This is a genomic window from Neobacillus sp. NPDC058068 (assembly GCF_042885335.1).
Lineage (GTDB): Bacteria > Bacillota > Bacilli > Bacillales > Cytobacillaceae > Neobacillus.
On record NZ_JBHVSI010000020.1, the window covers coordinates 45,336 to 58,702 of the forward strand.

The 13,367-nt window shown below is 37.7% G+C and carries 12 protein-coding genes and 1 pseudogene; 7 read left to right on the forward strand and 6 right to left on the reverse strand.

The window, feature by feature from the left end; genetic code table 11:
- Window positions 1-123: 123 nt before the first annotated feature.
- Window positions 124-1,758, forward strand: coding sequence for a phosphodiester glycosidase family protein (locus tag ACFVSW_RS21470; protein ID WP_387318656.1), 1,635 nt, complete (start codon window positions 124-126; stop codon window positions 1,756-1,758).
- Window positions 1,759-2,009: 251 nt separating this feature from the next.
- Here the strand turns inward: ACFVSW_RS21470 and ACFVSW_RS21475 are convergent, their stop codons facing one another.
- Together ACFVSW_RS21475 and ACFVSW_RS21480 are read right to left on the reverse strand one after the other, a co-directional pair.
- Window positions 2,010-2,579 carry a dihydrofolate reductase family protein gene (locus ACFVSW_RS21475; protein ID WP_387318657.1) on the reverse strand — a complete coding sequence of 190 codons (570 nt, stop codon included), beginning with the start codon at window positions 2,577-2,579 and terminating at the stop codon, window positions 2,010-2,012.
- 152 nt (window positions 2,580-2,731) lie between these two features.
- Entirely contained in the window at window positions 2,732-3,196 is a 465-nt protein-coding gene (locus ACFVSW_RS21480; protein ID WP_387318658.1) for a hypothetical protein, read from the reverse strand.
- Window positions 3,197-3,347: 151 nt separating this feature from the next.
- Between ACFVSW_RS21480 and ACFVSW_RS21485 the strand changes: the two genes are divergently transcribed.
- Window positions 3,348-3,959 carry a CGNR zinc finger domain-containing protein gene (locus tag ACFVSW_RS21485; RefSeq protein WP_387318659.1) on the forward strand — a complete coding sequence of 204 codons (612 nt, stop codon included), beginning with the start codon at window positions 3,348-3,350 and terminating at the stop codon, window positions 3,957-3,959.
- A pseudogene (locus ACFVSW_RS21490) lies at window positions 3,953-4,078 on the forward strand (NUDIX hydrolase); the annotation flags it as partial. The gene ACFVSW_RS21485 and the pseudogene ACFVSW_RS21490, both read left to right, overlap by 7 nt.
- Window positions 4,079-5,412: 1,334 nt before the next feature.
- Here ACFVSW_RS21490 and ACFVSW_RS21495 read toward each other — a convergent pair.
- Window positions 5,413-5,946: a tubby C-terminal domain-like protein gene (locus ACFVSW_RS21495; protein ID WP_387318660.1), complete on the reverse strand. Its 534-nt coding sequence runs from the start codon at window positions 5,944-5,946 to the stop codon at window positions 5,413-5,415.
- A gap of 1,204 nt (window positions 5,947-7,150) precedes the next feature.
- Between ACFVSW_RS21495 and ACFVSW_RS21500 the strand changes: the two genes are divergently transcribed.
- Window positions 7,151-7,549 carry a hypothetical protein gene (locus ACFVSW_RS21500; protein WP_387318661.1) on the forward strand — a complete coding sequence of 133 codons (399 nt, stop codon included), beginning with the start codon at window positions 7,151-7,153 and terminating at the stop codon, window positions 7,547-7,549.
- A gap of 393 nt (window positions 7,550-7,942) precedes the next feature.
- Here the strand turns inward: ACFVSW_RS21500 and ACFVSW_RS21505 are convergent, their stop codons facing one another.
- On the reverse strand, window positions 7,943-8,287 hold the full coding sequence (locus ACFVSW_RS21505; RefSeq protein WP_387318662.1) for a zinc-ribbon domain-containing protein: 345 nt from the start codon (window positions 8,285-8,287) through the stop codon (window positions 7,943-7,945).
- 253 nt (window positions 8,288-8,540) lie between these two features.
- Between ACFVSW_RS21505 and ACFVSW_RS21510 the strand changes: the two genes are divergently transcribed.
- The 3 genes from ACFVSW_RS21510 (at window position 8,541) to ACFVSW_RS21520 (ending at window position 12,528) form a co-directional block, all read left to right on the forward strand.
- Window positions 8,541-9,500: a PspC-like choline-binding domain-containing protein gene (locus ACFVSW_RS21510; RefSeq protein ID WP_387318663.1), complete on the forward strand. Its 960-nt coding sequence runs from the start codon at window positions 8,541-8,543 to the stop codon at window positions 9,498-9,500.
- A gap of 672 nt (window positions 9,501-10,172) precedes the next feature.
- Window positions 10,173-11,915 (forward strand): hypothetical protein, encoded by a 1,743-nt coding sequence (locus tag ACFVSW_RS21515; RefSeq protein WP_387318664.1) that lies wholly within the window; start codon window positions 10,173-10,175, stop codon window positions 11,913-11,915.
- A 28-nt stretch (window positions 11,916-11,943) separates the two neighbouring features.
- A complete protein-coding gene (locus ACFVSW_RS21520; protein WP_387318665.1) occupies window positions 11,944-12,528 on the forward strand; it encodes a hypothetical protein in 585 nt (194 codons plus the stop codon).
- A gap of 81 nt (window positions 12,529-12,609) precedes the next feature.
- On the opposite strand, the gene ACFVSW_RS21525 is transcribed toward ACFVSW_RS21520, so the two are convergent.
- Window positions 12,610-13,101: a universal stress protein gene (locus tag ACFVSW_RS21525; RefSeq protein ID WP_387318666.1), complete on the reverse strand. Its 492-nt coding sequence runs from the start codon at window positions 13,099-13,101 to the stop codon at window positions 12,610-12,612.
- Between the two features lie 34 nt (window positions 13,102-13,135).
- Window positions 13,136-13,351, reverse strand: coding sequence for a hypothetical protein (locus ACFVSW_RS21530; protein WP_387318667.1), 216 nt, complete (start codon window positions 13,349-13,351; stop codon window positions 13,136-13,138).
- Window positions 13,352-13,367 lie beyond the last annotated feature (16 nt).

Below are 13,367 nucleotides of genomic sequence, written 5' to 3' on the forward strand. Positions count from 1 at the left end.
GTGGACTAAGAATCAATCGAGAGATGGCCGATCGTTTATTTTATATATTTTCATAGGTTAATAGTTAACGATCCATTGCCTTTGTTTCTAAGTCCCCAATTACTAGTCAAATGAGGTGGAAAAATGGAAAGCAAGAGAAAATGGCGTAAAGCCTTAGCAGTTGCAGCGTTAGCAACTTTCGTTGTTGGTTCAACCGCTGCTTTTGAATCAGATTCATCTGCTGCACAACCCAATACGAAGCAGGGTGCTGTTAAAGACTATCTCCCTCTTGGAGATGCTGCATTACCTGAGCATCGGACGGTTGAGCATCCGGCTCAGGGAGTAAACATCACTTCCGTTTACCGTGGATTCGCGGATAGAAAAGCGTTTTTTACTGTAACAGTAGCCTCAGTAAAGGACAGGGATACTGCGGTCAAAATGACGGATCTGCTAAAGAAGGCAGGCTTGGATGCACGTATGGAGACTCTGACCGAACGCGCACCTGATGATCCGGCTGAGGGTCCATTGGGTTACCGAGTTCGTGTAGGCATGTTTAATGAAAAGGATTCAGCAACAGAGATGGTTAATAAGATTAAAGAAGCAAATATTGTTGTGAATGGCTCAAAGCTTGGCGGATCCGTACAGTATAGCGGGGAAGACGGAGGCGCTACCACAGGGCCATGGGAAGTAAGAATTTTGACCATCGATCCGAAGCAATATCGCGGAGAACTCCAAGTTGCCCTTGCGACACCAGATGGAACAGGCAGTGAAACGGTATCATCCATTGTCAAGCGTACGGGTGCACTTATTGGTACAAATGCAAGCTATTTTGTCACGAAGGATAGTAATGGTACAACAGGTGATGTCGCCGGACTTTCCATGATTAACGGACGTCTTATTAGTGAGGCAGTAAACAATACTGGTAGCTTTATATTATCCAATCTTAATGGACAAGGAGCCAAAATTGAAAAATTGTCTACAGAGATATCTGTCCATTCATCTGACGGATCTTCGGAGATCATTGATGGAATCAATCGCAAGCCGGGACTTATTTTAAACTGTGGTGGTGTGAATGATACGCCTATCAATCAACCAAAACATGATTTTTTATGTACCGATTCGGATGAAATTATCTATTTTACAAAGGATTTCGGCCGAAGTGCAGAGGCTGGAGTTGGTGTGCAGGTGAATCTTGACAAGAATGGAAAAGTACTTTCGTTAGCCGAAGAGCGTGGCGGAACCATTCCAGAGGAAGGAATTATTCTCCAGGGTATTGGCAAAGGGGCTGATTGGCTGCGCCGCCACGCAAAGGTTGGCTTAAAGCTGAAAATAGACCAAGAAGTAAACACAGCAGATGGGAAGCCGCTCCAAATTAACAAGCATACGAGTATTGTAAGCGGTGGTCCGCTCCTCCTCAAGGATGGGAAACCGGTTGTTGACGCAAAAGCTGAGGGATTCGATTGGCCGGAAAGCACTTTCTACTATGACTTTGGCGTACGCCGTCACCCTAGAACCATAGCTGGAAAAACTCCAGACGGTAAAATTATCATTGTGGTGGCCGACGGACGGCTTCCGGGTGTTGCGGCCGGACTCAACTTTAAAGAAGAAGTGGAATTGATGAAAAGCCTCGGTGTTTCGGATGCTGTAAATCTTGATGGCGGCGGCTCCTCTACTTTTGTTGGCCCGGACGGCCTACGCGGGCACCCTTCTGATGGTCAAGAACGACCAACAGGCGATGCCTTGCTTGTCATACCAGCGTTACAAAAAAATTCAAAATAACGCAACTACATCTTATTGAATTTTTACTAGAAACGAAGCTGACTCCAAAGGTCGTTACAACCGGCCTTTTGGAGTCAGCTTTTTCTTTTAAGAGTTTAGGAATTCGGGGTGCAGCTCATAATGGCGAGTTTTCTTTATTACGGAATTCTGGTTCCTTCTCAACTAAAGCACTCCGTTGAAGAAGTGACAATTACTATCAAGTATATCCTTATAATATTTATTGCGTTTTATCTTTGGAAAGTGCAATATTATTAATTCCCATTCAAATGATAGATTAGTTGCACAACGCCAGAGGAGAACGTTCTTGTATTAACCATTTTTAAATTCAACCTCTGTTTTAAATCAATAAACAACGGTTTTCCTTCTCCTAAAATTACAGGGTGAACAGATAATCTAAATTCATCAACAAGCCCTAAATTGATAAAAGAGGTAATAAGACCTGCCCCGCCATATAGCCATATGTCTTTACCAGGCTTATTCTTTAATTTTTTTACTTCTTCAAGAATATTATCATTTATGAATATTACTTTTTTATCAGTCCCTTTTTGCGTTCTGGAGAACACATATTTTTCTTTACTATGAACTAATTCCCAAATTTCTTTTTCAGTATCAGTATCTTCATTTTCTGGAGTAAATTGTCCCCATAAATCGTAGCTTTTTCTTCCATATAAAATAGTATCAATTTGATTTAAGAAATTAATAAACCCCATCTCAGAGTCCATAATGCACCAATCAACTTCCCCATTTTTCCCTTCAATAAAACCATCTAATGTAACTGCTAAATCTAGAATTATTCTTCTTGGTCTTACGTTCTTGGACATTATTCTTCCTCCCTTTAATCATAACGACATGAATACTGACAATAGTTTTGGCATTCTTTTTTAATTGTACACACAGTCCGAACAGTGAGACAACCAATATAAAAAACAGCGAAACGGTTGAATACGGATCGCTGTTTTTTTGTTCGATGTGATTATGTCTGGCTTGGGACTTTAACGGTTTTGGTCATTTGACGGATAGCTCCAAGATGGTAGGCTGAGTGTGCTAATGCCCCTAAGATACCGTTTGAGGTCTGTTCGTCTAAGGTGGTGAGTGAATTGATGTTTTCAAGAAGCGTAGTGTACTCGTTTTGAAGTTCGACTTTAAACCTTGACCAGGTGCTTTCATCCACGGATGAGATTTTCCATGATTCCGACCAATCAAGCTCTGGTTTATCACCTTTCATACAGGTGTTCGCCACCCACAGATAATATCGGGTATGATCTATGTGTGCTGCAATAGTGGTACCTTGGACCAGTATGGATGCTTCTTCTGCAGATACTTTTTCGATCGTGCCGAAAATGCCGCTTCCTGGCTTTGATTCAGTGTACCAGCTTCCATTTCCACCAGGTCCATCAAATGTTTCCTTCAACAACACTTTGAAAGATTCCCTTAACATATCGTTCATCTCGTAACCTCCAAATTTTTGATAAAAACTAGAGACCCTTAAGTAACCATCTAAAATAATTTAGATGGTTATATTTTAATCGAGTTGAATATAACTGTCAATATAGTTTATGATGGTTATATAAAATAAAGGGGTTTTTACAATGTCTGAAACAAACAAATATATGATGGTCGGCGAGCGGTTATGTCTTGATTTCGTAAATACGATCAGTTGGCGTGAGAGTGAGGATAAAAGGCGGGATTGGTTTACGAGTTACGAAAAACTAGTGGACTGGAGTTATCATGCTGGAATTCTAGAGGAGAAGCAGGCACAGCTCCTCCTGAAAAAATCTATACACGATCCATCAGAAGCTGAACAGACCCTTGCGCAAGCCATTCAACTGCGGGAAGTGATTTACCGGATATTTCGTTCTTTCACAAAAGAGGAACTAATAAATCCAGAGGACCTGACAAACTTTAATAAAGTGATAGGTCATTATTATCAACTAATGCATCTTGTACCGGTGGGAAACGTTTTTTCAATGCACTTTGACATTCCAGAAGGGGCATTTGATAGTATGCTTCCTCCGATTGTCCAGTCTGCAGTAGATATTTTGACCTCTGAAAAGGACCTGAAACGCGTTAACCAATGTGAAGGCGATCCTTGTGGTTGGCTTTTCTTCGATACGAGCCGTAATCGGAGCCGTCGTTGGTGTTCGATGGCCGACTGCGGGAACCGTGCTAAAGCCCGACGCTTTCATCAGAACAAGAAATAGTCAGAGAAGCTGCAATTCGTGAAGTAAAAGAAGAAACGGGCTAAGACGTAGAGATTGATGGTGTTTTTTCTGTAAGTGAAGCATTTTTCGAAGTAAGAGGACATCATGCTATTTTCTTTACTATTTGAGGGATAGTTCAATGCCAAAAGAAATTACTTGGATGGATTCATAGAGTTAGAAGATTACATTCATATGGAGTAAAGACTTTTTCTTATTCAAGTAACGGGCCCCGATAGTTTAATAAGCATTCACAAAAAAATCAACCGTAAAAGAAGGTTAGATTGATAATATTAAAATTGATATTAATTTCATTTAATTACTAAAGAGGCGACGTGTATGAAAAAAGTATTTATTTTTATGTCTTGTATTGTGGTGCTTTTTGTAATGATTGTGAGTAGCAAGAGTGCTTCAAATTATTTTGCTGTTCTTACAAACATAGATCCATTGTCAAAAAGTGCTTCGTTGCTAACCTTATTGTTTATGCTCTTTTTCTTTCTTGGAGTTTTCTTTACTGCTCTGGTAGTTTTAATGTGGGTACGCTTTTCTAAGACGAAATCGTGAAGATTAATTTCAAAAGAAAACGGGTAGCTTTAGTTGAACAGCGGGATTGCGGCGGCTATCCTGTTTTTTATTGAGCTAACTGGCAGTTTAGTTGAACAAGGTTGGGATAGAATAACTATTGATTGCACTTTTTTTCACAAGGACGTGAACGACTTAATGAATTGGGATTTGTATGATTGGGGTTTTCTCATAATCATAAGTTTTATTTTTCTTGCTGTTTCTAGGAATGTGAAATTAACAATACTTGTATTGGTTATAGTTTCCTTCGTTTGTATAATTTTTAAATTAAATGTATATTGGGTAGCACCAATTTCATTTTTCATTATTTATATTATCGGAATGTATAGACAAAAGAAAAATAAGTAACGTTGTCCTACTAACGGGGGCGAGAGCACAAAAATGATCACTTCGGTGGTCATTTTTCTTATTGAAAAAACTTGGCAAGTTAGTTCAACAAAGAGAATGAAATAATTTCCGTATTAAAAAATTGATGGGTATTGTACAATGCTCTTGTTCATAACAAAGAAAAATGGAGTAAATTTAATGACCACAAAAAAGTTCGCGATTTCTTTATTTATTACTGTAATTCTTACTGTTGTTATTCGTGCTATACTGCGTGCCAATGGTATTCACAATTTTTTTAGCGACAATTATATTGGTGGATACGTATTTTATTTGGTCATTTTTTCATTGTGTTACTTATTCTTTAAAAGGCAGTCTGATAAATAAGACTTATATATAAGATGAAATCAATTAACTGGTAGCTTTACCTTGACAACAAATAGACTGTCGAGTGCATTACTTGAAGATCCGGCTGCTAATAGCGGCCTTTTTGTTTATTCAACTAATTGTCAGTTTAGTTGAACAAAAGTTTGATTTTTGTGCATTACTTTTAAGCACCGTAATAATAAAACGTATGAAATAAAACGGCAGCAAGAGCTGCGACTTCCTGAGTCGTTGATTTAATAATAATAGTATCCAATTCCATCTTTTTGAATAACGAAATATTTGTCTTAATAGGCATCGAAACAGTGGCGACTTGTTTATTGTCGCATTTTAAGTAACCTGCACCCGTATAATCTTTTTCAAAACAATATTCCTGGTTATTTAATCTAAAACGATACGCTTTTTCAATTAATTGAACTCTATGGGAAGCTATCGGCACGGTTTGTGAACATAAATGGCCCGTCAATTTGTACCTAATGCCAGGAAACGCACAATCTATAGTATAAAGTGGTTTTCCATACGCATTAGCTATTTTATAACTATAGGGAATACCACCACGTAATGAGTCGTGGACGATACGGGCAAGGAATTTATGTTGTTGTTTTCTTATTTCGAAAACAGCTTCTCCTTGTTCATTTATTATTGGTATTATTGTTGAAATATTCACCTTTTCAGGTACTTGATAAGTAAACTTTTCCATAGTTTCCCCCAGCAAATTCGATTCATTAATTATTATTATCTAAATAAGTTTCATTATTAAAAGCCATTTTTATTTGCTTTCTTCTTAATCCTACAGGTGCTTGAGTTAAAGATGGGGCTGCTGCGGCGATCCTTTTTTCTTGTTGCACTATCGGGGCAGTTTACTTGAATAAGGAGGAGTAAATTTATAAAAAAGGTTAAATTACCCCAAGTTACAGGAAACGATTTTATAAATATAATTGTCTCGATTATATTAATAAATATAATTGGAGGATGAATTGTTTACATTTATAAAAAAATATAAAGTACCAATACTATGGTGTTTAGGTGTAATGATTTTTCTTGTTTGTGTAATAGTTGCTCAATTTAAACCGTTCACTTATAAAGGTTCTGGAATCATTGTTTTTTTTTCGTTTAATTCCATTCTTCTTGCGATGACATTTTCTGCTAAGGAAAAAGGAAATAAAAAAAGAATGATATTTTGTATTGGATTGATGATTTATTTTACTTATACAACTGTTTTACGACTTATCTAGTTATTGTTTTTTAGAGGGGTCGCTTCAAGTGTGTTTGGTACAACTAACAGGTGCGATTGTTCAATAATAACAGTCGCTTTTTCACTAACGGTGCAGTTTAGTTCAATAAGGTTAAGGTATAATAGTAAAGGCTTCTTTGATAAAATTCCAAGTATGCTGCGGCGACTGAAGCAGGTTAGTAAAAGAAGGAATTACATATTATTTACAGAAATACTAACGGGGGTTATCCTTAAAGAAGGAGAATGGTCTTTTCTTAAGCTGTATGAAAGAATTGTTGATTGGGACTAACAGTTATGGAGACAACGCCCCATTTTACTATAAGAAATTCTCTTAAGTGTTTTAAAATAACAAGGAAAGGATTTTTAAAATGCATTGGATATACCTTGTTTTTATAATTGTGATGACAGGAATGGGACTTTGGGGATGGTTAGTTAGAGCGAAATGGTTAGAGAAACAATCAAAAGAAAGAGGTAAAAATACTGAACAATAACAGAGACTTTATGGTGCTTACCTTCAAGAAGGAAAAGTGCCTTTTTTGTTGAGGTTATTGTACTAACAGTGCAGGATAGTTTAACAAATTGTAGATTTCACTTAAGAATAAATGGGTTTTTATGGTAAAGTGTATTGTGGAGGCGAATAGGTTGGTGAATTATTGGATTTTGAGGGGAGATGTTCAAAATTAGAAACTTCATTTGGATATTAACAACCATTGTTATGTCAATGATGCTTTTAGGGTGTTCAGCAGATGAGGTGATAAGGGTAGGTACTCCTTACAATTACAAGGGAACCGATGGAGTAAAATTTGACACAGAAATTACAAATTCGGAAGCAATATCAAAATTAAGGACAATTATTAATCATTCAAAGGAAATAGAAAAACCAGATGGTATAGAAAATTTGGCAGATGTGTACTTTTCACTCGATAGACCTAAAGAGGGTATTGGCGAAATAGTCCGATACATGTGGTACCAAGATGATGGTAGTTCAATTTTATCTTCTGGGGATTATTACTATACTTTGACCAAGGAACAAACTGGTGAATTAAAAGGAATATTAGAAGGCAAATGAACTTGTTGAACTAAAGGGTGCTTTAGTAAAATAAGAAATAATAAATACACAAAAAACACCGTTGCTAATTACGGTGTCATTTTGTGTGCGATTTAACCTGTTAATTCTCCAACTATTTTAAGTTTTGTACTTCAAAACAGAACCCGTTACGATATTTATTCCTTTTAAGGGAAAAGCTTGTTAGTCTTCTAAAAGGTAGTTTTTGGATTCTGGTGCTTGTCACGCCTTATTTATCATATTATTGGAGAAACCTTTGAAAGGGATTGGCTGCACGGGAAAAGCCCAAGCAGCAAAATGAAAAAAAGTAAGAGTTGCTTGCGGCTCTTACTCTTCCAAATTAGTGAATCTTAGATGGCTTCCGGTTCATTAACAATTTTAACTTATTTGGGATTTCTATAATCCTGCAGCCGCCATTCCAAGTATTACCCCAAGAATTCCTCCTGCAACACCAAGAATCATCATGATAGTACCGTGTGTTTCGCTGTTGTTTTTTCTTACTAAATAGCCCATTATGACTGTTCCTGCTCCAAAAAGGACTGGAATAAATAACAATGAAATTGCAAAAAAGATCCATCCCAGAACAATGTATGCAGTCCCTGCTTTACGATCCGGCATAGAACTTTGATATTGGTCAGGAGGAGAAACGGCAGCGGCTTCTTCCATTTGTAGTGCTGACCCGCATTGGGGGCAAAACTTTCCTCCATCCCTACATTGCGCTCCACATTTTGTACAAAACACAATAATTCCTCATTTCTAAATACTGGATTTTATAAAAAGTATTATTCTATTTGGTTTATTTTTTAAATAGTAAACTGAAAATAATCCAATACCCCCGATTGACTGCATTTTGATAGCGGACAATGAAAGGGTATAAATTCCGGATAGCTTAATTTTAAATTTGATCATAAAAATTCCCCTTTTTTAGTATATTTCGGAAAAAGGGTAAATATGTTAAAATTTTCTTAGTTAATAGAATGGGGGAATATATATTTTGAAGAAGATTCAGTTTTCTAGTTTAATAGTTTTATTTCTCTTTACATTGCTACTTGGAAATAATGTCTCATTTGCTCAAATTACGCTACCGGAAAAACCATTACCATGTAATTCAGATGAAATAGAACCCAATAACACTATAGATACTGCCACTTCAGTTTGTTCTAATGATGAAGGTCGAATTTACGGCGACCTTTCTCCAAAAGATGTGGACTATTTTAGATTAAACAACTATTTCGATTATAGTGACTATACCATTGCATTCGACCATCCAGACGGTGCCCGTTTAGAATTATTAGATGGTTCAGGTAAGCAGGTTGACGGTACAGTTACCAGCGATTTTCCCTACGGTACCAACTATTACTATCACAGGTTGGAAATGGGGAGTTATTTTATTAAGGTCTACTGGGAAAGTAAACCGACCTCTACTGAAGCCCTATATTTATTAAAAATTAAACAGAAAGTATTTTTTACTGGCTGGCAATTTAACTCATCGTATTGGGAATATTGGCTGGAGGGCAAGCGAACCGATACGACTGGTTGGGTAAATTTCAAAAACCAATGGTTCTATGTAGTGGATGGTGCAAGGCAAGAAAACGGTTGGATCAGACTTGGAACGAAATGGTATTACTTAACTCCTAACACTGGTGTCATGAAAACAGGATGGTTACTAGACAAGGGGAAATGGTATTACCTTAATAAAACTTCTGGTGCTATGCAAACAGGTTGGATATTTGATGGCAGTAAATGGTACTACACCAACCAGGATGGATCAATGAGAACGGGATGGCTATTGTATAAAAATAAATGGTATTTCCTGCAAGGTAGCGGCGCAATGGCTACTGGATGGATTCTTTCTGGAGGTAAATGGTATTATTTATACTCTGATGGAAGCATGGCTGCCAATACCTATATTGGAAAATACCGAGTTGGTAAAGATGGAGCTTGGATAAAGTAATTCCTGGGTCAGACCTCACTCAGGGGAATATTGTTCTTTTTTCTGCTAGAGTTCTAACAGGATATCGACAAATATTATCTTACGAGATCCATATAATCCCTCTATAGCAGCGGTTGCATCGTATTTAATCAAACGTTTGAATAGTATATCACAATATAAAAAGGGTCGATATTTGTAACAGGTTCTGTTTTCGAGTACAAAAAATAAAAAATCATTAGAAAAAGGACATCAAATCGCAAACGATTTGGTTGTCCTTTTTTTGTTGTTATTTAGGGATTCCTAAATGAACTTAAACTAAAGGGTGATATATTTCCCCTGTGGTTTCCAGTTGGATTTACAGAAAATACATATGAGATTTATTCTCCGAAAAAATGGTTCTTATTTACTATAATCCGTGCTATATTTTTTATAAGAGAGATATTTTACTAGAGTTGGAGGAATCTGTATAGAAAAGGTTAAATAGTTTTGGAGAATGAATGTTCCGATAAGGAAAACTCGCCGATTAGCGAGCTGTTAGACGGTTCATGAAGAGAAGTTGCACTTATGCCTATTAGGAAAGTTATATTCTTCTATCGGCTAAAACAAGAAATGAGGCGGAATTAGATGAAAAGGTTTTTGTTCAAGTCTTTCCTATTCACACTCTTTTTTCTAGTAATCTTACAGGTGAACAGTGTGAAAGGATTTGCAGATCAAATTGATCGTAAGAGTATGATAGAGAGTGTTGAGGTGGATAATAAAGCCCCTAAGCCGGAGGATACTGTAACAGTTCGTGTTAAGTTTGCTGAACTAACAGAGGAAATAAAAAATGTGGAGGTATTTTATACCTCTGATGATACGTATAGATATGGAACCCTTGGATCGTATGATCGTACGACAAACATGTATACGGGAACATTAAAAGGCTCTGAGGCGGCGACGAAAGGGAATTGGCGAATTACGGAAATTGCAATTCGGACAACTGAAAGCGCTTATTCTATTTATAACTCCAATATAAGTACCGATCAAAATGCGGTGGATTTAAGCGGCGGCGATTTTCGACTCGATCCAGAGCTTTATAAACCCGTGTTTACTAGTTTGAAAGCAGATAAACAAAATGTGAAGGTCGGCGAAAGTGTCCAATTGACGCTTACTGGGACCAACTATAAGGGCGAAAGCAAGTTATCAATGGATGTCTACTATCGGAGCCCATCAGCTCAGATCGTCAAGCGTTCTTTTTCAAATCAAACAGGGTCGATTGTTGTAGATCTCCAAACAGAAAAGGGACTATGGCAAGTCGATCATCTGACGATTACCGATGCCTTTCGGAATAGCCGTACTATTTATCACTCTTCCTTTTATCAAAATCAGCAAGACACCGCTAATTTAAGTTCAGGGAATTTTACTGTAGCGGTCCAGACTGGATGGGTTCAATCGCAAGGGAAAACTTATTATATCGACCCGGCAACAGGTCAGCCTGTGAAAGGTATGCAAAAGATAGAGGGAAAGATTTACTTTTTCGATGAAGACGGCGTCTGGATCGCAGGCTGGGTTGAACATAACGGGAAAGAATATTACGCGTATGCTAATGGGACCATCGCCTATGGCTGGAAATACATTGACAACGAATGGTACTATTTCACGCCTGCTGATGGAACATTAGTTTATGATTGGAAGTACATTAATGGCAAGTGGTATTTCTTTGATGAGGATGGAGCAATGGTCACCGGGTTCATCTACTATAATGATTTGATTTATTTGTTAAAGAACGACGGCTCCATGGCCACAAGCTGGCAGTCCATTGAGGGGTATTGGTATTATTTCAATGGAAGCGGTGAACTGCAATCCGGGTGGTTATTTTGGAAAAATAACTGGTATTACCTCGATGACGAAGAGTTTAATATGGTCACCGGGTTACAGGTCGTTAATAGGAAATTATATTATTTCGATTCATCAGGAGTCATGAAGAAAGGCTGGCAGCTGGTTAAGGGTCATTGGTACTTTTTCAATAATAGCGGAGACGCCGTCACCGGGTGGAAACAAATCGGCGGGAAGTGGTATCACTTTAGTGAAAAAGATGGCACCATGCAGACAGGCTGGCAATATCTCAACTTAAACTATCAAATTTATAATGCTCCACCAAATCATCAAAGCTGGTATTATTTCAATGCAAGTGGTGCAATGACCACGGGATGGCTGTTTTATAAAGGCTCCTGGTATTATTTAGACCAGTATGGAATGATGACAGTTGGTACGCGGTGGATTGATCGAACACGTTACTACTTCAAATCGTCCGGAGCAATGGCTGCCAATGAATGGGTGCAGCTTGGACCTCGGAACGATTGGTATTATTATCTTGGCTCCGGCAAATCCGCATATGGCTGGCAGGTCATTAAGGGTAAAAGGTACTATTTTGATTCAAATGGTGTGTTGAAATAATAAAAGACCAAGGGAGCAAATTTCGGAGATGATTTCCATTCAAATGCGTAAACCAATAATTGTCCTTTTTATTCTTATTATCGGAATTATTCTAATAGGATGGGCAGCGAAAACCATTCATACTTCGAATGTTGAAGCAAAATATTCTACTCCAAACAACCTAAAGGATATACAACAGGACTTAACGAATTGGCAAAATAGAGGTGATGAAGAACATAATACTACATTAATAAAAGTAGTTCATTTAGGGAAATCGGACACCTATATCGCTTTTTTTAATAGTGAATCAGACGTTTTGGGAATAGCAACGATGAAAGAAGGTCCGAATAAAAAGCTACGGATAGTAAATAGCCAGTATGGGGATGGTATAGTAAAATACTATGGAGTAAATACAGATAAGGGGAGTTACGGCATCGTAATTGGAAAGAGCCTCGATAAACAAATTCATTTCATTCGGGTAGAATTACAGAATGACCCATTGAAATTTACGGTTCAAGTTCCTGAAGATGATTATTTCATCACTGTGAAAAAGCTACCTAAAGGAGTAAGCAGTAAAAAGTTTGCCGACCTTTATCTCTTTGATAAAAATAATAAAGAAATCAACCCAAATTAATCAAAGGGGACGGTTCTGGGGGCTTTTTTTCGATCAACAGATGAAAGAAGAAGGCCACCAGAACCGACCCTGAGGTTTCTATTATTTTACAATAAGAACATCCATCTCCGCTTTTTTCATTACCTTTTCACTGACACTGCCCTCTAGCAGTTTTTGGAGCGCTCCTTTTCCGCTGTTCCCCACAATAATTAAATCCACATCTTGCTCCGAGGCAAAATCACATAAGTCATCATTAATAGGTTTGCCGCCTAATGACTCAAATTCGGCAGGTACCCCTTGACGCCGTAAAAATGACTTCGCATGATCCAAAATCTGACTGTCCAGAATGGTTTCTTGTGCTTCTGGGGGAAGTTCGTTCTCAGATAGAGGGATTTGGGATGGGTAAATCCCTCCATCTATACTTGGTACGACAGGGTAATTATAATTGTAAGCCATATTGTATATTTGCTGTTGAATAACATGAGCAACCGTAATTTTGCAGTTAGGGTTCAGCGTATAGAATTGTGCGGCCCTTTCCAATGCTTTCATACTGTCTTCGGAATCATCAAAACCGATAAGAATATGATTATACATGTTCATCATCCTTTCGTTTTCACAATCATCATATTTATACCCGTTTTTCTTTTGAATAAAACACTGCAACGCTGCATTCTATTTCTGCTATAAAGTCGGATAATGTAAATCCTTCATGAATTTGGGAATAGTCCCCCACTCCTACAAAAAAGACCGGGTGCCTGGCACCATCCAGATAATTTCCTGTTGTGAGCGAAAATAAGGGAAGCTGATCAACTTTATCATGCTTCTTTTTAATCCTCCATTCCAATCGGGAATCCACACCT

Bases quoted from the DNA above. Each gene is read 5' to 3' on its own strand.
- ACFVSW_RS21470 (WP_387318656.1), top strand. From the start codon at position 124: ATGGAAAGCAAGAGAAAATGGCGTAAAGCCTTAGCAGTTGCAGCGTTA.
- ACFVSW_RS21475 (WP_387318657.1), bottom strand. From the start codon at position 2,579: ATGTCCAAGAACGTAAGACCAAGAAGAATAATTCTAGATTTAGCAGTT.
- ACFVSW_RS21480 (WP_387318658.1), bottom strand. From the start codon at position 3,196: ATGTTAAGGGAATCTTTCAAAGTGTTGTTGAAGGAAACATTTGATGGA.
- ACFVSW_RS21485 (WP_387318659.1), top strand. From the start codon at position 3,348: ATGTCTGAAACAAACAAATATATGATGGTCGGCGAGCGGTTATGTCTT.
- ACFVSW_RS21495 (WP_387318660.1), bottom strand. From the start codon at position 5,946: ATGGAAAAGTTTACTTATCAAGTACCTGAAAAGGTGAATATTTCAACA.
- ACFVSW_RS21500 (WP_387318661.1), top strand. From the start codon at position 7,151: ATGTTCAAAATTAGAAACTTCATTTGGATATTAACAACCATTGTTATG.
- ACFVSW_RS21520 (WP_387318665.1), top strand. From the start codon at position 11,944: ATGATTTCCATTCAAATGCGTAAACCAATAATTGTCCTTTTTATTCTT.
- ACFVSW_RS21525 (WP_387318666.1), bottom strand. From the start codon at position 13,101: ATGTATAATCATATTCTTATCGGTTTTGATGATTCCGAAGACAGTATG.